The 24844-nt window shown below is 74.1% G+C and carries 22 protein-coding genes and 1 pseudogene; 12 read left to right on the forward strand and 11 right to left on the reverse strand.

What is annotated here, in order from left to right:
- Positions 1-50: 50 nt before the first annotated feature.
- Positions 51-977 (reverse strand): HAD family hydrolase, encoded by a 927-nt coding sequence (locus tag ACWAT2_RS05320; protein ID WP_402373704.1) that lies wholly within the window; start codon positions 975-977, stop codon positions 51-53.
- A 111-nt stretch (positions 978-1088) separates the two neighbouring features.
- Here ACWAT2_RS05320 and ACWAT2_RS05325 point away from each other — a divergent pair, with 111 nt between their 5' ends.
- The 9 genes and pseudogenes from ACWAT2_RS05325 to ACWAT2_RS05365 all read left to right on the forward strand — a co-directional run.
- Positions 1089-1697 carry an ArsR/SmtB family transcription factor gene (locus ACWAT2_RS05325; protein ID WP_402373707.1) on the forward strand — a complete coding sequence of 203 codons (609 nt, stop codon included), beginning with the start codon at positions 1089-1091 and terminating at the stop codon, positions 1695-1697.
- Positions 1694-2986 carry an MFS transporter gene (locus ACWAT2_RS05330; RefSeq protein WP_402373709.1) on the forward strand — a complete coding sequence of 431 codons (1293 nt, stop codon included), beginning with the start codon at positions 1694-1696 and terminating at the stop codon, positions 2984-2986. The genes ACWAT2_RS05325 and ACWAT2_RS05330 overlap by 4 nt, the downstream gene beginning before the upstream one ends.
- Positions 2987-3075: 89 nt before the next feature.
- A complete protein-coding gene (locus tag ACWAT2_RS05335; RefSeq protein WP_402373712.1) occupies positions 3076-3891 on the forward strand; it encodes a CpaE-like family protein in 816 nt (271 codons plus the stop codon).
- Complete coding sequence (locus ACWAT2_RS05340; RefSeq protein ID WP_402373714.1) at positions 3888-5087, forward strand: TadA family conjugal transfer-associated ATPase; 1200 nt, start codon at positions 3888-3890, stop codon at positions 5085-5087. Before ACWAT2_RS05335 ends, ACWAT2_RS05340 begins: the two co-directional genes overlap by 4 nt.
- A complete protein-coding gene (locus ACWAT2_RS05345) occupies positions 5072-5755 on the forward strand; it encodes a hypothetical protein (protein WP_402373716.1) in 684 nt (227 codons plus the stop codon). The genes ACWAT2_RS05340 and ACWAT2_RS05345 overlap by 16 nt, the downstream gene beginning before the upstream one ends.
- Positions 5752-6492, forward strand: a complete 741-nt coding sequence (locus tag ACWAT2_RS05350) for a type II secretion system F family protein (protein ID WP_402373718.1) — start codon at positions 5752-5754, stop codon at positions 6490-6492. Before ACWAT2_RS05345 ends, ACWAT2_RS05350 begins: the two co-directional genes overlap by 4 nt.
- 100 nt (positions 6493-6592) lie before the next feature.
- The gene (locus tag ACWAT2_RS05355) at positions 6593-6835 is read left to right on the forward strand and encodes a DUF4244 domain-containing protein (protein WP_402373720.1); all 243 of its coding nucleotides are present in this window, start codon (positions 6593-6595) and stop codon (positions 6833-6835) included.
- Positions 6832-7182, forward strand: a complete 351-nt coding sequence (locus tag ACWAT2_RS05360) for a TadE family type IV pilus minor pilin (protein ID WP_402373723.1) — start codon at positions 6832-6834, stop codon at positions 7180-7182. Before ACWAT2_RS05355 ends, ACWAT2_RS05360 begins: the two co-directional genes overlap by 4 nt.
- Positions 7179-7538, forward strand: a pseudogene (locus ACWAT2_RS05365) (Rv3654c family TadE-like protein); the annotation flags it as partial. The gene ACWAT2_RS05360 and the pseudogene ACWAT2_RS05365, both read left to right, overlap by 4 nt.
- Before the next feature lie 18 nt (positions 7539-7556).
- On the opposite strand, the gene ACWAT2_RS05370 reads toward ACWAT2_RS05365, so the two are convergent.
- Together ACWAT2_RS05370 and ACWAT2_RS05375 are read right to left on the reverse strand one after the other, a co-directional pair.
- On the reverse strand, positions 7557-8423 hold the full coding sequence (locus ACWAT2_RS05370) for an HpcH/HpaI aldolase/citrate lyase family protein (RefSeq protein WP_402373726.1): 867 nt from the start codon (positions 8421-8423) through the stop codon (positions 7557-7559).
- Between the two features lie 16 nt (positions 8424-8439).
- Positions 8440-11043 carry a DEAD/DEAH box helicase gene (locus ACWAT2_RS05375; protein ID WP_402373728.1) on the reverse strand — a complete coding sequence of 868 codons (2604 nt, stop codon included), beginning with the start codon at positions 11041-11043 and terminating at the stop codon, positions 8440-8442.
- Positions 11044-11258: 215 nt separating this feature from the next.
- Here ACWAT2_RS05375 and ACWAT2_RS05380 point away from each other — a divergent pair, with 215 nt between their 5' ends.
- Positions 11259-12113 carry an LPXTG cell wall anchor domain-containing protein gene (locus ACWAT2_RS05380; RefSeq protein ID WP_402373730.1) on the forward strand — a complete coding sequence of 285 codons (855 nt, stop codon included), beginning with the start codon at positions 11259-11261 and terminating at the stop codon, positions 12111-12113.
- 186 nt (positions 12114-12299) lie between these two features.
- Positions 12300-13109, forward strand: a complete 810-nt coding sequence (locus ACWAT2_RS05385) for a transglycosylase family protein (RefSeq protein ID WP_402373732.1) — start codon at positions 12300-12302, stop codon at positions 13107-13109.
- 18 nt (positions 13110-13127) lie between these two features.
- On the opposite strand, the gene ACWAT2_RS05390 is transcribed toward ACWAT2_RS05385, so the two are convergent.
- From ACWAT2_RS05390 to ACWAT2_RS05410, 5 genes are all read right to left on the reverse strand, one after another.
- Complete coding sequence (locus tag ACWAT2_RS05390) at positions 13128-14441, reverse strand: M18 family aminopeptidase (protein WP_402373734.1); 1314 nt, start codon at positions 14439-14441, stop codon at positions 13128-13130.
- Positions 14442-14572: 131 nt separating this feature from the next.
- Positions 14573-15538, reverse strand: a complete 966-nt coding sequence (locus ACWAT2_RS05395) for a glycoside hydrolase family 19 protein (protein WP_402373736.1) — start codon at positions 15536-15538, stop codon at positions 14573-14575.
- A gap of 101 nt (positions 15539-15639) precedes the next feature.
- On the reverse strand, positions 15640-16563 hold the full coding sequence (locus tag ACWAT2_RS05400) for an ArsA family ATPase (protein ID WP_402373738.1): 924 nt from the start codon (positions 16561-16563) through the stop codon (positions 15640-15642).
- Between the two features lie 38 nt (positions 16564-16601).
- On the reverse strand, positions 16602-16868 hold the full coding sequence (locus ACWAT2_RS05405; RefSeq protein WP_402373741.1) for a cory-CC-star protein: 267 nt from the start codon (positions 16866-16868) through the stop codon (positions 16602-16604).
- A complete protein-coding gene (locus ACWAT2_RS05410) occupies positions 16868-18616 on the reverse strand; it encodes a carbon starvation CstA family protein (RefSeq protein ID WP_402373743.1) in 1749 nt (582 codons plus the stop codon). The genes ACWAT2_RS05405 and ACWAT2_RS05410 overlap by 1 nt, the downstream gene beginning before the upstream one ends.
- Before the next feature lie 231 nt (positions 18617-18847).
- Here ACWAT2_RS05410 and ACWAT2_RS05415 point away from each other — a divergent pair, with 231 nt between their 5' ends.
- Positions 18848-21136, forward strand: coding sequence for a sodium-translocating pyrophosphatase (locus ACWAT2_RS05415; protein ID WP_402373745.1), 2289 nt, complete (start codon positions 18848-18850; stop codon positions 21134-21136).
- Between the two features lie 28 nt (positions 21137-21164).
- On the opposite strand, the gene ACWAT2_RS05420 is transcribed toward ACWAT2_RS05415, so the two are convergent.
- The 3 genes from ACWAT2_RS05420 to ACWAT2_RS05430 are packed head-to-tail and all read right to left on the reverse strand — an operon-like array spanning position 21165 to position 24810.
- Complete coding sequence (locus ACWAT2_RS05420; protein WP_402373748.1) at positions 21165-22049, reverse strand: energy-coupling factor transporter transmembrane component T family protein; 885 nt, start codon at positions 22047-22049, stop codon at positions 21165-21167.
- The gene (locus ACWAT2_RS05425) at positions 22046-23833 is read right to left on the reverse strand and encodes an ABC transporter ATP-binding protein (protein ID WP_402373751.1); all 1788 of its coding nucleotides are present in this window, start codon (positions 23831-23833) and stop codon (positions 22046-22048) included. Before ACWAT2_RS05425 ends, ACWAT2_RS05420 begins: the two co-directional genes overlap by 4 nt.
- Positions 23833-24810, reverse strand: a complete 978-nt coding sequence (locus tag ACWAT2_RS05430; RefSeq protein WP_402373754.1) for a DUF8171 family membrane protein — start codon at positions 24808-24810, stop codon at positions 23833-23835. The genes ACWAT2_RS05425 and ACWAT2_RS05430 overlap by 1 nt, the downstream gene beginning before the upstream one ends.
- Between the last annotated feature and the right edge of the window lie 34 nt (positions 24811-24844).

Raw genomic sequence — 24844 nt, forward strand, 5'->3', positions numbered from 1 at the left:
GCGCGTGGTCCTCGCGTCGTCGTACCGGGTCAAGCCCGCTCGACGAGTCCTCAGTGGACTGTCTGTGCGTGGGTCCCGTGCCCCGTCCTGTTAGCACCATGGAACGCCTGGCTGCGGGTGCCCGCAAGAGGAGCGGGTTGTCCGGTCCGACGGCGCCACCGCCGCCACAGAGCCCAGGCGAGCCCGGCGAGTGCGAGCGTCCCGACGACGGCGAGCACCGGCGTCGGGCGGATCGTGGGACGCAGCGCGACAGGCCTGGTGAAGGTGAGCGTGCCCCAGCCGTTCTGCGCGGCGAGCCGGCGCAGGGTGCGGTCGGGGTTGACGGCGAACCCGTGCCCGACCGCGGCGAGCATCGGGGCGTCCGTGATCGAGTCGGAGTAGGCGTAGCAGCGTTGCAGGTCGTAACCGCGCGCGGCCGCCAGCTCGGTGATGGCCGTGGCCTTGTTCTCCCCGTAGGCGTAGAAGTCGATCTCGCCGGTGAAGCGGCCGTCGGCGACCGCCATCCGGGTCGCCACGACGTGGTCCGCCCCGAGCATCGCCGCGATCGGTTCCACCAGCTCGGTGCCCGACGCCGAGACCACCACGACGTCGTGGCCCATCGCGTGGTGCTCCGCGATGAGGTCGACGGCCTCCGCGTAGACGTAGGGGTCGATGTGCTCGTGGAGCGTCTCGGCGACGATCTGCTCGACCTTGGCGACGTCCCACCCGGTGGCGAGCTCGGACAGGTGCTGGCGCATGCGCTCGGTCTGGGCGGCGTCGGCGCTGCTCGCCATGTACAGGAAATGCGCGTAGGCGCTGCGCAGCACGTCGCCACGGGTGATGAGCCCGCCCGCGAAGAATGACCGGGAGAACGCGGCGGTCGAGCTGGTCGCGATGACGGTCTTGTCCAGGTCGAAGAACGCCGCGACCCGGTGCCCTGCTCGTGACCGCACCCGCCCGTGCGGCGGCGGGGGCGTTCCCGGCGACGAGGTGATCACCCGACAGAGCCTATGGCCTGTGACGCCGATCTCGATGGATCCCCCGGCCTCGAGCCGGGACTGCGTGCACAGGTATTGTGCATAAAAAGCGTGCACGCTTATTCTGCATACATGGATGCGAACCCTGAGCAGCCCTGGTCCCGCCTCGACCTCACCGCCGAGTCCGTCAAGGTCCTGGCCCACCCGCTGCGCTCCCGGCTGCTGAGCGCCCTGCGGCGCGGCGGACCGGCGTCGGCCACGGCGCTCGCCGCCGAGCTGACGACCAACACGGGCGCCACCAGCTACCACCTGCGCAAGCTCGAGTCCGTCGGGCTCGTGGAGGACACCGGCGCGGGCCGCGGCAAGGAACGCATCTGGCAGGCCGCGACCGAGAGCCACGCCTGGTCCGCCGCGGACTTCGCCGAGGACGAGGACGCCCGCACCGCGCTCGGCTGGCTGGTGCGCGACTACCACCGGCAGTTCGACGTCGCGTACTCCCGCTGGCTCGACGTCGCCGAGTCCTGGCCGACGCCCTGGCAGGAGGTCTCCGGGATGGGTGACGCCTGGGTCGAGGTGACGCCCGACCAGGCACGCCAGATGCAGGCCGAGCTCGACGCCGTCGTCGCCCGGTACGTCCGCGCCGGTGCGGACGACCCCAGCGCGCGGCGCCTGCACCTGTACATGACGTCGTTCCCGCTCGAGCCGGACGACGTCCCCGACGCCGAGGGCACCGGCTCATGACGGTGCTCACGCCGTCCGCCGCGCGCCGGGTCTTCCTGCTGCTGAGCGCCACCCGCTGGTTCCCCGTGGGTCTCGTCGTCGCGGCGACGACCCTGCTCCCGGTCGAGCGCGGGCTCACCGTGACGCAGACCCTGACGCTCGCGTCGATCACCGGGATCGTCGTGTTCGCCCTCGAGCTGCCCACCGGTGGCACGGCCGACGCGTTCGGTCGCAAGCCGGTGCTCGTCACCGCCGCAGCGACGCAGGTGGTCGCGGCGACGGCGTTCGCGGTGGCGGGCACCTTCTGGCAGTTCGCGGTCGCGGCCGCCGCCCTGGGCGCCTTCCGCGCGCTGGACTCCGGCCCGCTCGAAGCATGGTTCGTGGACGCCGTGCACGCGACCAGCCCGGGTGCCGACGTCGACCGGACCCTCGCGCGGCACGGCGTCGTCGTCGGCCTGTCCGTCGCGGCCGGCGCGCTCGTCTCGGGCGGCCTCGTGTGGTGGCACCCCGTGACGACCTGGTCCGCGCTCACGCTGCCGTACGTGGTCTACGCCGGCCTCGCCGTCGTCCACCTCGTGGCGCTGTGCGTCCTGCTCCGGGAGGTCCGCGCGGTGCCCGACGGCGGCGCGGGACGTGGGGGAGCGGCCCGCCGAGCGCTCGCCTCGGCCCGCCGGACGCCCGCCGTCGTCGCCGACGGGCTGCGGCTCGCCGCGACCAACCGGGTGCTGCTGGGCCTGCTCCTCGTCGAGGTGTTCTGGTCGACGGCGATGGTCGTCTTCGAGTCCCTGCAGCCGATCCGCCTCGCCGAGCTCGTCGGCAGCGGGGCGCGAGCCGGCGCCATCATGGGCCCGACGGCGTCCGTGGGGTGGGGCGTGTTCGCGCTCGGCGCGGCGCTCGCCGGCCTGGCCTCGAAGCGCGTCGGGGTGGCGCGTGCAGCCATGGCGGCCCGCGTCCTCAACGGGCTCGGCGCGGTGTGGATGGGAGTGGTGGCCGGGCCGGCGGCTCTGGTGGCGGCCTACCTCGTCACCTACGGCCTGCATGGTGCGGCCGGACCCCTGTACAACACGCTGCTGCACCGGGAGGCCGCGTCCCGCAACCGGTCGACCGTGCTCTCCCTGGCCTCGATGACGGCGTTCGCCACCTACGCGGTCGCGTCCCCCGTGCTGGGCTGGACGGCGGACGCCACCTCCACCGGCGCGGCGATGGTGATCGGCGGCGCGGTGAGCGTGCTCGGCGTCTTCTGCTTCCTGCCTGCCCTGCGTCGTGAGCGCGAGCTGCGGCGCGCCGGGAAGGTCGCCGTGAGCGTGTAGCCCGCCTGGAAGCCGCCCCCAGAGCACCGCCTCCACCGCCGGGCTCGTGCAGCCGACGGCACAGCCCCGGCCCGCACCAGGGTGGCGCCATGGACCACGCCACCGAACCACCCGCCGCCGTGCAGCGAGGACCGGCCCGCCTGACCGCCGTCGTCGGCGCGTGCGGCGGTGCCGGGACCAGCGTCCTCGCGGCGGCGCTCGCACGTGCCCTGCGACGGCGGGCCGGTGCTGCCGCCCTCGTGGACCTCGACGTCCCCGGGGCGGGGCTCGACGTGCTGCTCGGCGTCGAGGCCGACCCCGGCGCCCGCTGGCCCGAGCTGGCCGACGCCCGGGGCAGCCTCGACGCCGACGGGCTCGTCGCCGCGCTGCCGCGCTGGCGCGCCGTGCCGCTGCTCTCCGGCAGCCGGGAAGGAGCCGCCCACGGCGTGCCGGAGGACGCCGTGGTGCTGGATGTGGCGACGGCCCTGCTGCGCGCCGGCCACCGGGTGGTGCTCGACCTGCCGCGTCCGTCCGGCTGGGGCGAGGCGAGCCGGTCCCTCGTCACCGCCGCCGACGCCGTGCTCCTCGTCGTCCCGCTCACCGCACCAGCCGTCGCCGGAGCGCTGGCCACCCTCGAGGTGCTCGACGCGCTCGGCGCCGGCCCCGTGCACCTCGTGCCGCGCCGCCCCGCCCCCGGCCGGGTCGACACGGCCGGGGTCGAGCGGGCGCTCGGCCGCCGTGCCGCCGTCACCGTCGGCTGGGACGGTCGCCTGGCCGCGGCCGTCGAACGCGGCGACGGCCCCCGCAGCGGCCGTCGCAGCCCGCTGGGCGTCGCCGCCGAACGGCTCGTGGAGGCGCTCGTCCGACCGAACGGCGGACCTTCCGGGACGGCCCCCGCCGCCGCGAGCACCGTGGCCGTCGCATGAGCACCGGAGCGTCGCCCCGCGGGCGGTCCGCCGTGCTCGACCCCACGCTGCTGGACGGTCTGCGCGCACGGCTCGGTGCGGCGCCCGGGGCGGCCGGCCCGCCCGACGACGACGCCGTCGCCGACGCGCTGCGGGCCAGCGGCCGCGTCCTCGGCTCCGACGCGCTCGCCGACCTCACCCGCGCCGCCCGGGCAGAGCTGTCCGGCGCCGGCCCGCTGCAGCCGCTCCTGGAGGAGCCCGGCGTGACCGACGTCCTCGTCAACGGTCCCGACGACGTCTGGGTCGATCGCGGCGACGGGCTGCGGCGCAGCGACGTCCGCCTGCCGGGCGCCGCGGACGTCCGGGCGCTCGCGGTCCGCATGGCCGCCGTCGCCGGCGCCCGGCTCGACGACGCCAGCCCCGTGGTGGACGCACGCCTCCCGGACGGGACCCGCCTGCACGCCGCGGTCGAGCCGATCGCACCGGCGGGTGCCGTGATCGCGCTCCGCGTGCTGCGCCAGGCCGTCCTCGACCTGCCGGCGCTCACCGCCCGTGGTGCGGTGCCCGCCGCCTGGGGCTCGCTCCTGGCCGGTCTGGTCGGCGGTCGCGCGAACCTGCTGGTCACCGGGGGCACCGGAACGGGCAAGACGACCCTGCTCGCCGCGCTGCTCGGCCTGGTGCCGCCGGGCGAACGCCTGGTCACGGTGGAGGAGGCCCGCGAGCTCGCGCCCGTCCACCCCCACGTGGTGGCGCTCGCGGCCCGCCGGGCGAACGTGGAGGGCTCGGGCGAGGTCACCCTGACCGACCTCGTCCACGGTGCGCTGCGGATGCGGCCCGACCGGATCGTGCTCGGCGAGTGCCGCGGCGCCGAGGTGCGCGAGCTGCTGCTCGCCCTCAACACCGGGCACGACGGCGGGATGGCCACGGTGCACGCGAACGCGGCCGAGCACGTCCCGGCCCGCCTCGAGGCCCTCGCCGCGCTCGCCGGGATGCCGCGTGCCGCCGTCGCCGCGCAGGCAGCCGCTGCCCTCGACGTGGTGCTGCACCTGCGCCGCCGCCGCGGGGTGCGGCACCTCGCTCAGGTCGCGGTGGTGCGCAGCGCCGCTCCCGGTGAGCTGGAGGTCCGGCCGGTGGCGACGTGGGGCGGTCCGGGTGGAGGCGACCCGGTGCCCGGACCCGGCTGGGACGACCTGCTGAGGCGGTGGGAACCGTGCTGAGCGCGTGGCTGGCCGGCCTGTGCGTGGCGTGCGCGGCATGGTGCGTGGCGGCGCCGGGCGGCCGCCCAGCCACGGCCGTCGTGCATCCTCCCCGCGGACGGCGTGCCCGCCGCACGCTCGCCCGCGCGGGCTGGTGGCGTCGGCTGACGCGGCAGCCAGAGACCGCTCCGGACCAGGTCCGGCTCGCCGTCTCCCAGGTAGGAGCACTGCTGCGCTCCGGGGCGTCACCGGCACGCGCCTGGTCGCGGGCGCTCGGGGTGCCGGTCGACGCCGAGGGCGTCCCCGACCGTGAGGCGCTGGCCGCTGCCGTCGGCGGCGCCCGGCCCGCACGCGCCGTCGTCGCCGCCGCCCGGCTCGCCCGCGACGTCGGCGCACCGTTGGGCGGGGTGCTGGAGGCCGTCGGGGCCGCGCTCGTCGCGCAGGCCGAGGCGGACGCGGAACGGGAGGCGTCCCTCGCCGGGCCGCAGGCCACCGCGCGCGTCCTGCTGTGGCTGCCGGCGCTCGGCGTGGTGCTCGGGACAGCCCTCGGAGCCGACCCGCTCGCCACGGCCACCGACGGCGGGCTGGGCACGGCCGCCGTCCTGCTCGGCGTGCTCGCCCTCCTCGCCGGCCGTGCCTGGACCCGGCGGCTGGTGGCCGCGGCCCGGACGGCGGGGGCCGAGCCGTGAACGCCGTGGCCGCGCTCGCCGTCGGCCCCGACCTCGCCGGTCTGAGCCCCGCCGGTCTGAGCCCTGCCGCCGTGGGCGGTCTGGTCGCGCTCGTGGCTTTCGCCGGCCTGTCGCCGTGGCGCTGGGCGGCGCGCGCCGCACGCCGCCGGGTGGCGGGCCTCGTCACACCCGGCGACCGGGCCGCGGACCACGCCGGCCGAGAGGCGGGGCAGGCGTCCGCCGCGCTGGACGTGCCGTGCCTGCTCGAGCTGGTCGCCGCGGCCGTGCGGTCCGGTGCGGGCGTCCCGCGGGCGCTGGAGGCGGTGGGTGCCGCCGTCGGTGGGCCGGACGGCCGTGCCCTCGGACGGGTCGCCGCGGCGCTCCGGCTCGGGGCCGGATGGGACGCGGCATGGACCGGGGCGCGCGACGTCCCCGCCCGATCACGACGACAGGACGCGGCGTGGGCCGGGGCGCGCGACGTCCCCGCCCGATCAGGGCGGGACGCGGTCGCTCCACGGCTCGACGTGCTGCGGCGTGCGCTCCGCGGCGCGTGGGCCGAGGGCGCGGCGCCGGGCGAGTCGCTGCGGGCCGCCGGTGCCGAGCACCGGCACGAACGCCAGGCTGCCGCGCGGACGGCTGCCGCGCGCCTGGCCGTCCGGCTCGTCCTGCCCCTCGGCCTGTGCTACCTGCCGGCCTTCGTGCTCGTCGGGCTCGTGCCCGTGCTGCTCGCGCTCGGTGTGGACCTGTTGTCCGGCTGAGCGTGCCCGCCCCGGCCCGACGGCCGGGGCGGAGATCGCCCTCGGCCGGCCGACCGAGGGCACGGAACCGGGCGGGAGCCCGGTGGAGAAGGGAGAACGCATGACCGACACGACGCAGATCGTCGACGACCAGGACCCGGCGGAGCCGACGGGTTCGCCCGACCGACGCGACGCGCCCGACCGACCCGACGCGCCCGACCCTGAGGCCGGCCTCGCCACGGCCGAGTACGCGATCGCGACCATCGCCGCCGTCGGCTTCGCGGGGCTGCTCATCCTGGTGCTCCAGAGCGACTCCGTGCGCGGGATGCTCGAGTCGATCATCAGCTCGGCGCTGTCGGTGTGAGCGCCCGCGACCGGGGAGAACGCGGTTCGGTGACGGCCGAGCTCGCCGTCGGCATGCCGGTGGTCGTCCTGCTCCTCGTCGCGGTGCTCACGCTCGCGGCCGCGTCCACCGCGCAGCTGCGCGCGGCGGACGCGGCCCGGGCCGGGGCCCGTCAGGCCGCCGTGAGCGCGGACCTCGGCGCGGCGCACGCCGCCGTCTCGCAGGTCGCCGGTGCTGACGCCGAGGCCACCGTGACGCGCGACGGCGAGTGGGTCCGTGTGGTGGTCAGCACGTCGGTCGTGGGCGGCTGGTTCGCCGGGGCACCCCTGCGCGCGACCGGCGAGGCGGTCGCCTGGGTCGAACCGTGACGGCTCCGGACGGCGCCCGGACCGTCGGCGGCGAACGAGGCGCCGGCACCGTGCTGGTGCTCGGGCTCGCGGCGGTGGTGCTGCTGCTCGTCACGGCGGTCGCGGCGCTCGGTGCGGCTCAGCAGGCACGCTCCGTGGCACGGTCGGCCGCGGACCTCGGTGCGCTCGCGGGGGCGACCGCGCTGCGCTGGGGCCACGACCCGTGCACGACGGCGGAGCGCGTCGTCTGGCAGAACGACGGACTGGCGGTGGCCTGCGGCGTCGAGGACGGCGGTGTGGTGACGGTCACCGCCGCGAGGGCCGTCGTCCGCTCCGCCGGGTCGTGGGGCGGGCTCGGGACCGCCGAGGCGACGGCGCGGGCCGGGCCCCGTCCGTCAGCTCGGCTCGATGCCGAACCGCTGGGCGCGCTCGGTGATGAGGCGCGCCCGGCCGAGCCGCGGCTTGTCGGAGCCGTCGCGGATGACCGACCCGGACGCCTCGAACTCCGCGAGGAAGTCGAGCGCCCACGCGACGTCGGCAGGGGCGGGGGACAGGACCTCGTTGACCACGGCGGGCTGCTCCAGGTCGAGGCAGAGTCGGCCCGTCATGCCCATGGCGACGGCGTCGCCGGACTGCTCGCGCAGCAGCGGGTGGCTGGAGCCCACGGTCGGGCCGTCCACGGGCCCTGGCAGACCGCCGATGCGGCTGGCGGTCACCAGGCGGGAGCGCGGGTAGGCCATCGCCAGCGGCTCGTTCGCGGCACCGGTGTCGCGCCGGTAGTCGCCGGAGCCGAACGCGAGGCGGAACGTGCCGGGCGCGCGGGCGATGCTCACCGCGTCCTCGATCCCGAGCGCCGACTCCACCAGCGGCACCACGGGCAGGTGCCCGCCGAGCCGCTGCACCGTGTCGACCACCTGGTCGGGGCTCTCGGTCTTGGCGAGCATGACCCCGCACAGGCCGTCGGCGTCACGGAACGCGCGGACGTCGTCGGCCCAGGCGGCGGAACCGCGCTCGTTGATGCGCACCCACGCGCGCCCGCCGCGGGCGAACCAGTCCAGGACGTCGCGTCGGGCCTCGTCCTTGCGGGACTCGTCGACCGCGTCCTCGCAGTCGAGGACGAGCTGGTCGGCGCGCGAGAGCTGTGCGGCGTCGAAGTCGTCGCGGCGCAGCGCGTTGAGCAGCAGCCAGGAGCGGGCGTTGGCGGGATCCACGCGGCGTGCCTCGCGGGTGCGGCGCAGCGCGGTCAGGTCCTCGGTGGTCACGCGACGATCGTAGGCGCTACGAAGCCGTCGCCGGCGTCGACGGCCGGGGTCGGGGCGCGCTCGGCGGGGAACCGTCCGGCGCGTGCCGCAGCAGCGCGTCCAGGACCCGCACGGCCGCTGCCTTGTCCAACGGAGAGTTGTCGTTGCCGCACTTGGGCGACTGGACGCAGGCGGGGCAGCCGGCGGCGCACGGGCAGGCCGCGACGGCGTCCCGGGTGGCGCGCAGCCACCGTTCGCCGAGCTCGTAGCCCCGCTCGGCGAACCCTGCGCCGCCGGGATAGGCGTCGTAGACGAAGACGGTCGCCTCGCCGGTGTCGGGGTGCTGGGCGGTGGAGACCCCGCCCAGGTCCCAGCGGTCGCACGTGGCGAGCAGGGGCAGCAGCCCGATCGCGGCGTGCTCCGCCGCGTGGAGGGCTCCCGGTGTCTCGTCGGCGTCGACCCCGGCAGCCCGCAGCACGTGGTCCGGCACGGACCACCACACGGCGGTGGTGCCGAGCGTGCGGGACGGCAGGTCGAGGGCCTCGGTGTCGAGCACCTGCATGTCCGGGATGCGGCGGCGCTGGAAGCTCACCACCTGGCTCGTCACCTCCACCGGTCCCAGCCCCCAGGTGACGGGACCCCACTCGCGGCGCTGGGCGGGGCGCGAACCCTCGGGAGCAGGGTGGTCGGGATCGCCGGGTTCCTCGAGGGAGATCTCCATGACGTCGCGCGACCAGGTGCCGTGGTCCACGTCCCGTCGCACCACGAGCGCCACGTGGTCGGCCAGGTCGAGGTGGTCGACCACGTAGGTGACACCCTGGTGGACGTACACCGCGCCGTCGTGCACCTGACCGTCTGCCGACGCGGCGTCGACGGTCCCCAGCAGGCGGCCCGTGGCGGCCTCGACGACCCGGACGGGGCGACCGCCGGACCCGCGCAGGTCCGCCATGCCGGCCGCCGGCTGGGCGTGCGTCCAGTACCAGCCGGAGGGGCGGCGTCGCAGGAGGCCGCGGGCGACGAGGACGTCGAGCACCTCCCGGACCCGGGCGGGATCACCGAACCGGGCGAGGTCCTCGGTGCGCAGCGGCACCTCCTGCGCGGCCGCGCACAGCTGCGGGGCGAGCACGTAGGGGTTCCCCGGGTCGAACACGGTCGCCTCGAGCGGGGCGTCGAACACCGCCTCGGGGTGGGTGACCAGGTACGTGTCCAGCGGGTCCTCGCGCGCGACGAACGCCACGAGCCCGTCGGCACCCGCTCGCCCGGCTCGTCCGGCCTGCTGCCACAGGGACATGCGCGTGCCCGGCCAGCCCGCGACGAGCACCGCGTCGAGGCCGGAGATGTCGACGCCGAGCTCGAGAGCGTTCGTGGTGGCGAGGCCGAGGAGGTCACCCGACCGGATCGCCTGCTCGAGCTCGCGGCGCTCCTCGGGCAGGTAGCCGCCCCGGTAGGCCGCGACCCGCCCGGCGAGCCCGGTCGACACGGGGCGCAGGTGGTCCCGCACCTGCTCGGCCACCGACTCCGCGCCACGGCGCGAGCGCGTGAAGGCGAGCGTGCGGGCACCGTGCGAGGCGAGGTCGGCGAGCAGGTCGGCCACCTCCGCGGTGGCGGATCGACGGGGGTGCTCGGCGGCACCCTCGACCGTCAGGACGGCATCGGCCTCGTTCGCCGCGGGATCGAGGGGGTCGGGCAGGGCCCAGGGGTCGTCGTCCGACACCCCGGCCGGGTGGCCGTCCGCCGTCGTGCTGCCCGAGCGCTCGAACGCCGGTCCGGTGATCTCGGGCGGCTGCCAGAGGACGACGGTCCGCCGCCCCGCCGGCGAGCCGTCAGCGCTGACCTCCGTGACGTCGTCGGCCGAGGTCCCGAGCAACCGGGCGACGCTCGCGGCGGGGTCCGCCGTCGTCGCGCTCGCCACGACGAACGTCGGCGCCGTGCCGCCGTAGTGCTCGGCGAGCCGCGCGAGCCGTCGCAGCACGAGGGCGACGTGCGCGCCGAACACGCCGCGGTAGGCGTGGCCCTCGTCGACGACGACGTAGCGCAGCCCGCGCAGCAGGCGGGTCCAGCGGCGGTGCGCCGGCAGCAGGGCGAAGTGCAGGAAGTCGGGGTTGGTGAGGACGACGTCCGCGTGCTCGGCGGCCCAGCGGCGCTCCTCCGACGGGGTGTCGCCGTCGCACGTGGTGGCCCGGACGTCGCGGGTGCCGGCGGCGTCCAGGAGCCGTGTCAGCGCGGTGAGCTGATCCGCGGCGAGGGCCTTGGTGGGGGAGAGGTACAGGACGGTGCTGCGGCGGACCGTCGACTCGATCCGCCCCTGCCCGTCCTGCGTCGCGGCGCGTCCGGCGCGGACGGCGGTCAGTGCGGGCAGCCAGAAGGCCAGGGACTTGCCGGAGCCGGTCGAGCTCGCCAGGGCGACGTTCTCGCCGCGCCACGCGGCGTCGGCCGCGGTGACCTGGTGGGTCCACGGACGCTCGACCCCGAGCGCCTGGTAGCCCTCGACGAGCTGCGGATCGGCCCAGTCGGGCCAGTCGGCGTGCTGCGCCGACCGGGCCGGGAACGTCCGGGCGTGCTTGAGCCGGTCGGACCGTGCCCCCCGAGCGGTGAGCACGTCCAGCAGCGGGTGGTCGGCGGACGAGGTCTCGGGTGGCACGCCGACAGTCTCGCACCTGGAATTCACCCGCTCCGCTTACCACAAATCGCGCTGACTCGCCGACTGAAGGCCTAGGATCGGACGTCGAAGCATCAGCCGGGCATCGCCGCCGTGTCCCTCTCATCCGTCGGATGAGACATGTCCGGCCTGCGAACACTCCTGCAGGAGCCATCGGCGAGCACGGCCGCCGGGCCCCGCCTCGACGAAGGACTCGCATGCGCACGCTCTCGGCCGCCGTTCTCACCGCCGCACTCGTCATCGCCCCGGCCTCGTTGGCCTGGGCCGGTGGCTCGGACGACCCCACGCCGTACGAGGTGACGGGCAAGGGGATCCAGCTCCCCGAGGGCGACGTGTTCCCGGACAACGGGCACGTGAACATCAGATACACCGCCGGTGATGAGGCGAAGGAGGCCAACGTCCACTTCGAAGGCAAGTGCGTCGAGCGCGACGACGCCGGGTGTGCCGGCGTGGAGCACGAGTGGGCCCAGTACATCGGCCAGTCCTTCCTCCCCTGGTCCGTGCTGGGGGTCGAGGGCGGCGACTGCGTGGAGTGGGTGCAGCTCGGCCACCACAACGAGCACTTCGGCGAGGGCGGCCAGGAGCCCGTCTGCGTCGAGGACCCTGAGCCGGTGGCGACGCCGGAGCCCAAGCCGACCCCGGACTTCCCGGACACGCCGCCGACCGAGCCCGGCGAGGGCGAGCCGACCCCGCCGACCGAGGGCACGGACCCCGAGGGCAACGAGCCCGGGACCGACGAGCCCGGAACCGACCAGCCCGGGACCGACGAGCCGGTGCCGAGCGGGTCGCCGGTCCCGGTCGCGGACGAGACCGGGACGGACGAGGAAGCCGGCAGCACTCCGGGCCGCCCGCAGGGAGTGCCAGTGACGCCGGGCTCCGGTGGTGACGCCGCCCAGGGGCCGAGCACGGAGTCCGCGCAGGAGGTCCGTGCAGAGGCTCCGGCCGAGCTGCCGCGGACCGGCGCGACGGTCACCGCCGTCCTCGTGGCCGCCGTCGTCCTCGTCCTCGGAGGCGTGGGGTTCCTGGCCGTGCGTGGTCGCCGGAGCGTCTGATTCAGGGCCGGCCGGCTTCCGCCCTGATAGTGCGCTGAAAGGCGACAAGGAACGCACGACCGTTTCGGCCGGTCTTGAAGAATGGTCCATTCTTTGGTGGACGGACCGGGCTCTCGCCGTGGACATTCCGTGGAAGTACTCCGCCCGCGGCTGTTATCCGTTCGTGATCGTCGTTTCCTGGTTCTCATGCCCACCACCAGGACCCGGCGGCTCGTCGCTGCCCTCGCGGCGGCGACCGCGGTCACCCTCGTCCCGCTCACGGTCGTCCCGGCGAACGCCGCGCCGGCCACAGCGCCGGCCACCGTGCCCGCCTCCGTGCCCGCTCAGCTCGGCGGCTCTCCCCTCGCCACCGGCTCCCAGCGCGGCGTGCGCTGGATCAAGGCCGACCGGGCCAAGGTCACGAAGAAGCGCGATCGGTCGAGCCGCGTCGTGGCCCGGCCGGACGACGGCACGCGGCTGGCTGTGCTCGACCGTCGCACGAAGCTGCTGAAGGTCCGGCTGCCGAACGGCAAGGTCGGTTGGGTCGGCAAGCGGCACGTGACCGCCACGCCGCTGCGAGACGTCGGCGGCAAGCGGTTCACGACCAAGCGGGTCAAGGTCACCCGGGAGGTCCGTGGGGCGTCCCGCACCGTGACCCGGGCGGCGCTCGGCACGAAGGTCACCAAGCTCGCCCGGACCACGGGCCGCGGCGTCGACCGCGTCAAGGTCAAGCTGCCCGGCGGCAGGACGGGCTGGGTCTCGGCGGACAAGCTGCGGACCCGCGACGTGTGGGGTCAGCTCGCGCGGTGCGAGTCCGGCGGTCGCCCGCAGATCGCCACCGGGAACGGCTACTACGGCATGTACCAGTTCACGGCGCGCACCTGGCGTTCCGTCGGCGGCTCGGGCCTGCCGCACCGGCACGGGGCCCGCGAGCAGACCAAGCGCGCGCAGATCCTGCAGGCCCGCGCGGGCTGGGGCCAGTGGCCGCACTGCACCCGCAAGCTCGGGCTGCGCTGAGGCGGGCCCGGTTCGCCGCTACCGGACGAGGACGGCGCTCATCGCACGCGCCAGGTACCAGGGGTCGACGACGGCGGTCAGCTCGCGGGCGGAGTGCATCGACAGGATCGGTACGCCCACGTCCACGACGCGGATGCCGAGCCGCGTGGCGGTGATCGGCCCGATGGTGGAGCCGCACGGGATGGTGTTGTTCGAGACGAACTCCTGGGTGGGCACTCCGGCGGCCCCGCAGGCCGTCTGCCAGAGCGCGGCCCCGTGGGCGTCCGTCGTGTAGCGCTGGTTGGCGTTGATCTTGAGGATCGGGCCGCCGCCCGCCCGCGGGTGGTTGGCGGGGTCGTGCCGCTCCGGGTAGTTGGGGTGCACGGCGTGGCCGACGTCCGACGAGACGCACAGCGAGGACGCCAGCGCCCGACGGCGGTCCTCGCCCCCGGCGCCGAGCGCGCGCGAGATGCGGCCCAGGACGTCGCTGAGGAACGGCCCGGCGGCGCCGGAGCGCGACTCGGAGCCGATCTCCTCGTGGTCGAACGCGGCCAGCACCGCGACACCGGTGAGGTCCGCGGGCGCGGCGCCGAGCAGCGCCGTGAGCGCCGCGTGCGTGGAGAGCAGGTTGTCCAGCCGGCCGGACGCCCACAGCTCCTCGCGCGCGCCGAAGGCTCGCGGTACCTGGGTGTCGGCGACCACGACGTCGTAGCCGAGGATGTCCGCCGGGTCGACCGCGCCGTCGGGCACCTCGATGCGCGAGGCCAGCTCGGCGAGCACGTCGGCGTCGCTGACCTCGCCCAGGCCGATCACGGGCTGGGTGTGCCGCTGCTTGTCGAGGGTGAGGCCGTCGTTGACCTGCCGGTCGAGGTGGATGGCGAGCTGGGGGATGCGGGCGAACGGCCCGGTGCGCACCAGGTGCTCCGCCCCGTCCCGGGTGACGATGCGGCCGGCAAGCTCGAGCTCGCGGTCCAGCCAGGAGTTGAGCAGGGGTCCGCCGTACACCTCGACGCCGGCCTGCACCCAGCCCTCGCGCCCGGTGGTGGGCCGCGGCTTGAGCTTGAACCCGGGTGAGTCGGTGTGGGTGCCGAGCACCGTGAACGGGGTGGTCGCCTCCGCCGACGGCGGCACGACGAAGGCGATGGCCGAGCCGTCGCGCACGACGACGTAACGTCCGCCCGGTGTGACGTCCCAGGTGTCGGTCTCGGCGAGCGGGACGAACCCGGCGGCCTCGGCGCGGCGGGCGACCTCGGCGGCGGCGTGGTACGACGACGGCGCGGCGGTGACGAACGCGCCGAGGTCCTCGGCGTGGTCGCGAGCCTTCGCGGGCACTGGGGTGTGTGGCGTGGACATGCGCGCATCTTGCCACGCGCCTGCGCGCACTCGCCCGGTTCTGCTCGGCACGAAGTGACCTGTTCGGCAGTCCGTCCTGCCGAACAGGTCCCTTCCTGCCGAACCGAGGCCAGCCCGCCGTCGCCTGCGGGTCAGCAGCCGAGGTTGCCACCCGTCGTCGTGCCGAGGATCTGCGCGAACCGCTGGAACGAGGCGATCCGGCTCTGCACCTGGGCCGGGTTGCCACCGTCGCACTCGAGAGCGCCGTTGATGGAGCGGATCGACTCCCCGAACCCGGCGCCGGTCACGATCGCCTGGTGGCCTGTCATGGTGCCGGGGCCGGACTGGGTGTTCCAGTACCAGAGGCCGGTCTTCCAGGCGACGGCCGGGTCGGTCTCCACCAGGTACGGGTTGTTGAGCAGGTCGATGCCCAGGGCGTCGCCCGCGGCCTTGTAGTTGTAGTTCCAGGAGAGCTGGACCGGGCCCTTGCCGTAGTAGGCCGACTGGCCGGCGGGGCACCCGAACGGCTGCGTCTCGTCGCAGTAGTGGGAGTAGTTGGCCTCGTTGATCTCCTTGACGTAGCGCAGCCCACCGGTCTCGTGGTCCACGTTGGCCAGGAACGCGGCCGCCTCGCGCTTGGCGATCTCCGGGCCGCCGGCCGAGGCGAAGTCGGGGTACGCCCCGAGCGCGTCGACCAGCCCCTGGTAGGTGTAGAACGAGTTCCGCTGGGGGAACATCTCGTCGAACTGGGCAGCGGACACCACGAATTCACCGGGGTCGACGGGCGGGTCGGTGGGGTCGGGGTCGGGCGTGGAGCCGCCGTCGCAGGCGCCCGCGGAGCGCCAGACGCCCCACTGGCCGGTGGTGCCGGGGGTCTCGCCGCGGGTCCACCACTGGGCGTCCCAGTTCTGGCCGACGTGCGACACGGTGTCGCCGGCGGTGTACACCGTGCCCGCCGACCAGCCGGGCGCGCAGCTCACGGCGGAGGCGGACGCGGCCGGGCCGGCGGTGGTCCACGCCAGCGCGCCGGCGGCGGCGATCGTCAGGGCGGTGAGTGCGGAGAGCGCGCGCCGCCGCGCCGCGCCGCCGCGGAGGTTCAGGACTGTCGACCGGGTCATGTCGAACCTTTCGTCAGAGGTGCTAACAGATTCGAGTCTGAAGCGCCGGCCCCACGATGGACAACACCCGTACGTCCGTCACCGGGCGTTGTGGAGAACCCTTACGCGAGCAGGTCGCCGAGCCGCTCGAGCGCCTCGCGGCCGACCACGTCGCGCGCCAGGAGGGGCACCTCTCGCATGGGCACGTCGGGCAGCTCGGTCCGCAGCGTGGCCAGGTGCGACGCCTCCGCGGCGTGGCGGGCGGCGAGCAGCTCGCCGGCGTCGGCGGGCGAGCGCTTGTTGACCACGAGCCCGCCCACCGCGACACCGAGCCCGGTGAGCCGCCGCGTCAGCTCGACCGTCTCCAGCACGGGCAGCCGCTCGGCGGCCAGCACCACGACGAACGTGCAGGCCTCATGGTCCGTGAGCACGTCGCGCAGGTGCGCGAACCGCTCCCGTCGCCGGGTCAGCACGGACCGGATCTCGGCGTCGCGCCGCGCGGTGGCCTCGCCCCGACCGCCCAGCATCTGGGCGGCGGCGCCCAGCCGGTCGGATCGGTCTCGGCGCCGCAAAAGGCCGTCGGTCCAGGCCCCCATCGTCTCCGGCAAGGAGAGCAGCCGGGCGGTGTGCCCCGACGGTGCGGTGTCGAGGACCACCAGGTCGTAGGCGGCCGTGCCCCGCTGCACGAGGTCGGCCACCCGCTCCAGGATCGCCGCCTCGTGCATGCCGGGCGCGTCACGAGCCAGGTCGAGGTGCCGGTCGACCTCACCGCCGAGGTGCTCGGGCATGAGCCGGCGCAACGTGGCACGGACCGCGGACAGGTGTGCCGCCGTCGTCCGCTCCGGGTCGATCTCGACACCGTCGAGGTGGCCGGGCGCCTCGTCGGCCAGGCGCGCGACGTCGTCGCCCACCGTGCGCTGCCACAGGTGGCCGAGGTTGTGGGCCGGGTCGGTCGAGACGACCAGCACCCGGCGGCCCGCCCGGGCCTGGGCCAGCGCGACCGCCGAGGCGACCGACGTCTTGCCCACCCCGCCCTTGCCACCCACGAGGACCACCCGGCGTCGGGCGGCTAGGCCGTGCAGGTCTAGCAGCACGACACGTGGTCCAGAGGCGATCGGTCCAGGCCGAGCCGGGTGTGCCACTCGTGGACACGATCAGCCACCAGGGGCAGCAGCTCGACCGTGTAGTACGACGCGGGGTTGGGCACCCCGAGCGCCTCGGCGAGCACGACCAGCGTGAACAGGTCGTCCTCGTCCCGCCGGGCGCGAGCCATCGTGCGCCGGTACGGCGCCTCGTAGAACTCGCGCAGCCCTGCTGACAGGGAGGTCAGGGCGCTCAGGGTGCCCGCCATCACGCCTCCTTCGACGGCTTCCCACCGCTCGCGCCCGCCGCACCGGTGCCCGCGGCGGAGGTGCCGGTGGGCACCGGCTCGTCGGACTCCGGGTCGAACGAGCCCTTCCGTGCGGCGTTCATCGCGGCGGCGGCCTCGACGGAGACCCACAGCGACGCCACGAGGATGATGACGTCGAGCACCAGGAGGAGCCAGCTCTGGTCCGCCCAGAACGTCCCGAGCTGCACGACCAGCGCGTAGATCGACATCACCAGGACGAAGACCAGCGGGATCAGCACCGGCAAAGGGTTGCGCTTCTTGCGCAGCAGGATGACCGCAACCACCGCGAGCGTCAGGGACGCCAGGAGCTGGTTCGTGGTGCCGAAGAGCGGCCAGATGAGCAGCCCGCCGTCACCCTCGCCGCCGGAGCTGAAGACCAGCCCCATCGCGACCACGAGCACGACGACGGTCCCCACGCCCTTGTTGACCCGGACGCCTGCGAGCTCGCCCGCCTCCTGGACGACGAACCGCTGCAGGCGCACCCCGGTGTCCATCGTCGTGGCGGCGAACAGCACGGCCATCGTCGCCAGGATGGTCGCCGACAACGAGGCCGGGATGCCGAGCCCGGCGTTGACGATCGCGGCACCGCCGTCGACGAACGCGCCGACGCCGTTGACGGCGAACGACGAGTAGACCGCCTCCCAGTCCGCCACGGTCCGGAAGCCCGCGGTCGTGGCGATGATCGCGCCGAGCGCCAACATGCCCTCGCCGACCGCGCCGAAGTAGCCGACGAACCGGCCATCGGTCTCCTTGTCGAGCTGCTTGGACGACGTGCCGGACGAGACCATGCCGTGGAAGCCGGAGATCGCACCGCAGGCGATCGTCACGAACAGCAGCGGCACGAGGCTCGGCGTGTCCGCCGGGACGTTCTCGTTGAACGCGGGGGCGACGACCGCCGGGGTCGAGAACAGCACGGCGCCGTACAGGATGCCCAGACCGATGAAGAGCTGGACGCCGTTGATGTAGTCGCGGGGCTGCAGCAGGACCCACACCGGCAGCAGCGACGCGATGCCCGCGTACACGAACAGGGCAACGATCCAGAACGTGGCCGGCGACATGCCGAGGATCGGGTCGGGCAGGACCACGGGGAACCGGTCGCCGACGAGGATCAGCGAGTACAGGGCGACGACGCCGATGACGGTGGTGACCAGCAGGTTGATCTTCCAGCGGTAGATCATCTGGCCGATGACGGCCGCCACGGCGATGGCTCCCCAGACCGGGATGACCGAGGTGGGCGTGGCGATGAGCAGGTTCTTGATGACCACGGCGAAGGCCGCGATGACCATCAGCAGCAGCAGGAAGATGACCACGAGGAACAGGCCGCGCCCGCGGGCACCGATGTAGCGCCCGGACAGCATGCCCATCGAGCGCCCCTTGTTGCGGACCGACGCCCACAGCGCGCCCATGTCGTGCATGCCCGCGAAGAAGACGGTGCCCAGCGTGACCCAGAGGAACGCCGGCACCCAGCCCCAGATGACCGCGATGGCGGGCCCGACGATCGGCGCGGCACCAGCCACCGAGGTGAAGTGGTGACCCCAGAGCACGAACTTGTTGGTCGGCACGTAGTCGACGCCGTCGCGCATCTCGTGGGACGGCGTGCGGTAGGTCTCGTCCAGCCTGTAGACGCGGTTGGCCAGGAACTTCGAGTAGAGGAAGTACCCGGCGAGGACCATGGCGAGGCCTACCACCATCAGCACCAAGGAGTTCACGCTGCGCTCCGATCCAGTCGTCGTTGACCTTGTGCCGGGAGTCTACGGCGCGGTGCCCAGGAGTCCAGACGCCGTCGCCAGGTGCCCAAGGCACGTGTCGGTTCGTGACAGTCATCACGTGTGAGTAGACTCACGCGCATCCCGCCGTCAACGGCGACGGCGGGGTATCCAACAGACGCTCGGCCCAGGTCGACGACCGGGGGCGCGGTTGGCACACGTCGAGGAGGACGGATGCTCACACTCGGGTCCGACAGCATCACGATCGTCGCGGTCATCGCGGTGATCGCCCTGGCAGCGCTCGTGTGCGCAGCGGTGCTCCGGCGGCAGGTGCTCGCCGCACGCGGCGGCACGGACAAGATGCAGGACATCGCCCAGGCGGTCCAGGAAGGTGCTTCCGCCTACCTCAGCCGGCAGTTCCGGACACTCGCGCTCTTCGCCGTCGTGGTGTTCGCGCTGCTCTTCCTACTGCCGGGCGACGGCGGCGTGCGTGTCGGGCGGTCGGTCGCGTTCCTCGTAGGGGCCGGCTTCTCCGCGGCGATCGGCTACCTCGGGATGTCGCTCGCCGTCCGGGCCAACGTCCGCGTCGCCGCGGCCGCCATCCGCCCCGACGGGCGGCGGACGGGCGCCCGGATCGCGTTCCGCACCGGTGGCGTCGTCGGGATGTCCGTCGTCGGGCTCGGTCTGCTCGGCGCCGCCGTGGTCGTGCTCGTCTACCGGTCCGACGCCCCCGCCGTGCTGGAGGGCTTCGGGTTCGGCGCCGCGCTGCTCGCGATGTTCATGCGCGTCGGCGGCGGCATCTTCACCAAGGCGGCCGACGTCGGCGCCGACCTGGTCGGCAAGGTCGAGCAGGGCATCCCGGAGGACGACCCGCGCAACGCCGCGACCATCGCCGACAACGTGGGCGACAACGTCGGCGACTGCGCGGGCATGGCCGCCGACCTCTTCGAGTCCTACGCCGTGACCCTCGTCGCTGCCCTGATCCTCGGCAAGGCCGTCATGGGCGAGCAAGGGCTCGTGTTCCCGCTCGTCGTCACCGCGGTGGGGGCGTTCGTCGCGCTGCTGGGCGTCGCGATCACCCGCGTGCGGGCGAACGAGTCCGGCCTGACCGCCATCAACCGCGGCTTCTACGTCTCCGCCGTCGTCGGCGCTGCCCTCGCGGCCGTCGCGGCGTTCCTGTACCTGCCGAGCTCGTTCGACGGGATGGGCGGCACCGCCGACCTCACCGGCGTCACCTCGGACCCGCGGGTCGTCGCGTCGCTCGCCGTGCTCATCGGCATCGTGCTGGCCGGCATCATCCTGTGGATCACCGGCTACTTCACCGGGACGGAGTCCAAGCCGACCAAGCACGTCGCGGCCACGTCCCGCACCGGTGCGGCCACCGTGGTGCTGTCCGGCATCGGCGTCGGGTTCGAGTCCGCCGTGTACACCGCCGGCGTCATCGCCGCCGCGATCTGCGGCGTCTTCCTGCTCGCCGGCGGCTCCATCTGGCTGTCGCTGTTCCTCGTGGCGCTCGCGGGCTGCGGCCTGCTGACCACGGTCGGCGTGATCGTCGCCATGGACACGTTCGGTCCCGTGAGCGACAACGCGCAGGGCATCGCCGAGATGTCCGGCGACGTCGACGAAGAAGGCGCCCAGATCCTCACGGACCTCGACGCCGTCGGCAACACCACCAAGGCCATCACCAAGGGCATCGCGATCGCGACGGCGGTGCTCGCGGCGACCGCGCTGTTCGGCTCCTACGCGGACGCGGTCGAGACGGCGGTCGCGGAGGTCACGACGGTCGGCAGCGGCCTGGTGGGCGCGATGCTGAGCTACGAGATCATCTCCCCGATCACCCTGGTCGGGGTGATCCTCGGCGCCGCCACGGTGTTCCTGTTCTCCGGCCTGGCGATCGACGCCGTCACCCGGGCCGCCGGGGCGATCGTGTACGAGGTGCGCCGCCAGTTCCGCGAGCACCCCGGGATCATGACCTACGACGAGCGCCCCGAGTACGGCAAGGTCGTGGACATCTGCACCAAGGACTCCCTGCGAGAGCTCGCCACCCCGGGCCTGCTCGCGGCCTTCGCGCCGATCGCGGTGGGCTTCGGGCTCGGTGTCGGCCCGCTGGCCGGGTTCCTCGCCGGCACCATCGGCGCCGGCGTGCTCATGGCGATCTTCCTGGCCAACTCCGGTGGCGCCTGGGACAACGCGAAGAAGATCGTGGAGGACGGCGCGCACGGCGGCAAGGGCTCGGAGGCGCACGAGGCCACGATCATCGGCGACACCGTGGGCGACCCGTTCAAGGACACCGCCGGGCCGGCGATCAACCCGCTGATCAAGGTGATGAACCTGGTCTCGCTCCTCATCGCTCCCGCGGTGGTCATGCTCTCGGTGCCCGCTGACGCCAACCACGTGCTGCGCATCGTCATCGCCCTGGTGGCTGCCGGCATCGCGATGGGCGCCGTCGTGCTCTCCCGCCTGCGCGCGGCCCGTGTGGACCGTGAGCAGGAGGACGAGGTGCGCGCCGTCGCCGCACGCTGACCGCGCGTCACATCGAGGATCTCTGGCGTCACAGGACGGCGAGGGTCACCACCACGATGGTGAGGGTCACCAGCAGCAGCGCGGCGTCCGCGACAGTGAACCGCAAGTGCGCGAGCCGGAGTCGACGTCCCGGATCGTCCGAGCCTGTGAGCGAGAAACCGCGAGTCTCGAGGGCCTCGACGGTCGTCCGGGTGCGCTGGGCGGTGTTGAGGATGAGCGGGTAGAACGCCTGGACGGCGATCCTCCCGACCCGGGCCGCCGTCCGCCACCCCAGGAACCCGTGCCCGCAGTGCGGTGCCCCGCGCATCCGATGGCCGTCGACGATGGTCTGGAACTCGTCGATGAGCATCGGCACCATCCGGTAGCCGTAGCTGACGCCGAAGCCGAGCACTGCTGGTGCGCGCAGGGCCTGCAGCCCGTCGGACAGCTTCTCCGGGTCGAGGGACACGAACGCGGCCATGGAGACCAAAGAGATCGCGCCGAGCTTGAGGGAGATCTGGACGAGCCCGTCGACCGCCGCCGGGCTCCCGCCGAGGACGAGCACCAGCACCAGCACGTAGGCGGCCTGGCCGAGCAGGCCCAGGCTGAACAGCCCTAGCAGGAGCGGCCCGATCCGTGCGGCCAGCGCGCAGGCGAGCGACAGCACGAAGAACACGGCCAGTGCGGGGGTCGAGTACGTCAGCCAGGGTGCCAGCGCGCACACGAGGTACCACCCCAGGACGGCGCGGGGGTCGCGGCGGGCGAGGAATCCGCCTCGGGTGGCGTACGCGACGCGCACCAGCTCGAGCTTGACCCACTCGACCGTCACGCGGTCGAACCCGGACCGCGAGGAGTTCTTGCGGCCGGTGGTCCTCGGATCGCGGCGACCGTCCGCACCGGTGGTCCGTGGCGGGGTCGTGACGACGGAGGTCATGCGAGCTCCTCGATGGTTCGGACCTGACGGACCAGCTCGTCGACGGTCAGGGGCAGCTCCGGCAGCGCCAGCGCGGCGCCCACCTGGGCGACCTGTGGCGAGACGAGGCGCGCCCGCTCGAGCACGTCGGGGGACGAGAACAACGTCCTGGGGTCGGTGTCGGCGATGACCTGGCCGTGGTCGAGCACGACGACGCGGCTCGCCCACTCGGCGACGAGGTGCATGTCGTGCGTGGCCACCACCGTGCAGCGGATGTGGTCGCTGAGTGCCTCGAGCATGCCGATGACGTCGTCGCGCGAGCGGAGGTCGAGACTGGACGTCGGCTCGTCCAGCAGCAGGAGCCGAGGACGCATCGCCAGGCCGATGGCGAGCGTGGAACGTCGCTGCTGGCCGCCCGAGAGCAGACGTCCGTCCCGGTCGGCGAGCCGCGTGAGGTCCACCCGGTCCAGCACCCGCTCGACCAGGGCGTCGGCGTCGGGCAGGCCACGCCCGTGCGGATGCATCGCGACGTCGGCGCGCACCGAGTCCTGCAGGAACATCTCCTCCGGCCGCTGCATCAGGTAGCAGACGGTGTCGGCGAGAGTGGCGGCCGAGACCGACCGTGTGTCGCGGCCGTCGACCTCGACTGCTCCGGCCCGGGGGACCGCCAGGCCCGCCAGGACGGAGAGCAGCGTCGACTTGCCCGCACCGTTCGACCCGACGAGAGCCACGCGGTCGCCGTCGTGGAGGTCGAGGTCGAGGCCCTGGAGCACGGTGTGACGGTCGCCGGAGACCGTGCGGTAGCCGTGCTCGACCCCCACCATCCGAGCCACGAGAGCACCACGCCGACGGGCACGCGGCATCGCACCCGACGGCGCGGGCTCGGCGACCGCCGACGCGTCCGGCGCGGCTCGGACGACCGACCGCAGCAGGTCGACGCACTCGTCGACGGTGATCGGCACGGGGCGCTCCCCGCGGTCGACCTCCGCGACGAGGGCGCGGCCCAGAGCGACCACGGGGGGATCGGGGACGTGCGCGTCGGCGAGGTCCTCGCGGCGCGCGAGAGCCTCGCGGACCGGCAGGTGCCAGCGCACCCGTCCGCCGGACATGAGCACGACGCTGCGCGCGTACCGGGCGATGAGCTCGGCGTGGTGCTCGATGACGACGACCGTGATCCCCTGCTCCTGGTTGAGCCGCGTCAGGTGGTCGTACACGGCGGCCGCCCGGTGGGGGTCGACCTCGGCGGCAGGCTCGTCCACCACGAGGACGGACGGCGCGAGGGCCAGCGCCCCGGCCAGTGCCGTGAGGTGCTGCTGCCCGCCGGAGAGCTGCCAGGTGTGGGTCCCCGCCACGTCCCCGAGACCGAGGTCTTCCAGTGCCCGCCCGGTCCGGTCCGCCCAGTCCTCGTGCCCGAAGTTCAGGGGACCGAAGGACACGTCGTCGCGGACGGTGGGCCGTACGAGCTGGTTGCCGAAGTCCTGGAAGACGTAGCCGACGTCGTGGGCGATCTCGCCCACGCTGCGCCGTGCGGTGCTGCGCCCGTGAACCCGGACCCGGCCGGTGATGTCGCCGTTCCAGAAGTGGGGGACCAGGCCGTTGAAGGCCTTGCACAGCGTGGTCTTGCCCGAGCCGTTGCCGCCGACCACGGCGACGAAGTCACCGGGTTCGATCGTCAGGTCGACGTCGTGCAGGGAGTCCTGCGCGGCCCCGGGGTAGCGGAAGGTGAGCCCGCGCACCTCGATCGCCGGGGCGTCGGTCCGTCGGTCGGCCGGTGCGGTGGTCGCCACCGTGGTCGGCGTGGGCATCAGAAGCTCGCCTCGTCGTCCTCGGCCGAGGTGCGCGTCGGTGTGACGACGGCGCGCGCCCGGCGGGACCGGGTCACGGCGACGACGACGAAGATCCCGAAGCCGATGGTGAGAGCGACGGCGCCGGCCACCCACATCCAGGCCTCGCCGAACTGGTCGACGAAGTCCGGCTCGAACGCCCCGAGGGTGGAGAGCCCGTCCTCGCGGCCGACGAACTCCTCCCACGTGGCGAACAGCGCGATCGCGCCGGCGGCAAGGACAGCCAGGACGGCGACCGGCCAGAACTGCATCCCGGCGGGTCCGGTCAGTCGTGGCGGATGCTCGGGGTCGCGGGGGCGCAGCCCCATGACGGGCTCGATCTTCCCGTAGAGACGGGGCGTCAGCCACAGGGCGGGCAGCGCGCCGAACAGGATGCCGGAGAACACGACGGTCACCACGATGTCGAGGCCCTCGGCGAGCAGGAAGGCCCCCAGCAGGCCGTCGGCCTCCTCGAGCGCCTCGGGGTCGATGCCGATGACGACCTTGAGGATGTCGACGACGCCGCCGCTGACCTTGTCGACCAGCACCATGACGATCGGTGCGAGGGCGACCTGCACCTTGTTGAGCGGGTTGCGCACGAGGCAGCCCGCGACGTAGATCGCCAGGGCCGTCTGGAGGAAGCCCTCGATCTCGCTCAGGCCGCCGAAGTCGCCGAGCAGCATGTCGGAGAAGACCAGCTCGCCGAGCGGGGCGCCGAGCGCCACCCACAGCGGCGACAGGAGGGCCGCGAGCACCACGGCGATGAACGCGAAGTAGGAGACGCCGAGCTCGAGGGGCCCGACCTGGACCTCGGGCACGACGTTGGCGACGATGTCGCCCACGCCGTACAGCGTCATGGACAGGACCAGGATCATGAGCTTCTGGGGGCCGGAGAGCTGTTCGGACCGCGGCAGCGAGCTGCGGACCTTGTCGACCGTGGCGGCGACGTTGCTGGACATGGGTGCCTTCCTCGAAGGTTCGTCTCGGGTCTTC

The organism is Isoptericola sp. GX10416 (genome assembly GCF_056590155.1).

What these genes read in the sequence shown, in the direction of transcription:
- ACWAT2_RS05325 (WP_402373707.1), top strand. Translation starts at nt 1,089, where the DNA reads ATGGATGCGAACCCTGAGCAGCCCTGGTCCCGCCTCGACCTCACCGCC.
- ACWAT2_RS05330 (WP_402373709.1), top strand. Translation starts at nt 1,694, where the DNA reads ATGACGGTGCTCACGCCGTCCGCCGCGCGCCGGGTCTTCCTGCTGCTG.
- ACWAT2_RS05335 (WP_402373712.1), top strand. Translation starts at nt 3,076, where the DNA reads ATGGACCACGCCACCGAACCACCCGCCGCCGTGCAGCGAGGACCGGCC.
- ACWAT2_RS05340 (WP_402373714.1), top strand. Translation starts at nt 3,888, where the DNA reads ATGAGCACCGGAGCGTCGCCCCGCGGGCGGTCCGCCGTGCTCGACCCC.
- ACWAT2_RS05355 (WP_402373720.1), top strand. Translation starts at nt 6,593, where the DNA reads ATGACCGACACGACGCAGATCGTCGACGACCAGGACCCGGCGGAGCCG.
- ACWAT2_RS05380 (WP_402373730.1), top strand. Translation starts at nt 11,259, where the DNA reads ATGCGCACGCTCTCGGCCGCCGTTCTCACCGCCGCACTCGTCATCGCC.
- ACWAT2_RS05385 (WP_402373732.1), top strand. Translation starts at nt 12,300, where the DNA reads ATGCCCACCACCAGGACCCGGCGGCTCGTCGCTGCCCTCGCGGCGGCG.
- ACWAT2_RS05390 (WP_402373734.1), bottom strand. Translation starts at nt 14,441, where the DNA reads ATGTCCACGCCACACACCCCAGTGCCCGCGAAGGCTCGCGACCACGCC.
- ACWAT2_RS05395 (WP_402373736.1), bottom strand. Translation starts at nt 15,538, where the DNA reads ATGACCCGGTCGACAGTCCTGAACCTCCGCGGCGGCGCGGCGCGGCGG.
- ACWAT2_RS05405 (WP_402373741.1), bottom strand. Translation starts at nt 16,868, where the DNA reads ATGGCGGGCACCCTGAGCGCCCTGACCTCCCTGTCAGCAGGGCTGCGC.
- ACWAT2_RS05415 (WP_402373745.1), top strand. Translation starts at nt 18,848, where the DNA reads ATGCTCACACTCGGGTCCGACAGCATCACGATCGTCGCGGTCATCGCG.
- ACWAT2_RS05420 (WP_402373748.1), bottom strand. Translation starts at nt 22,049, where the DNA reads ATGACCTCCGTCGTCACGACCCCGCCACGGACCACCGGTGCGGACGGT.
- ACWAT2_RS05425 (WP_402373751.1), bottom strand. Translation starts at nt 23,833, where the DNA reads ATGCCCACGCCGACCACGGTGGCGACCACCGCACCGGCCGACCGACGG.
- ACWAT2_RS05430 (WP_402373754.1), bottom strand. Translation starts at nt 24,810, where the DNA reads ATGTCCAGCAACGTCGCCGCCACGGTCGACAAGGTCCGCAGCTCGCTG.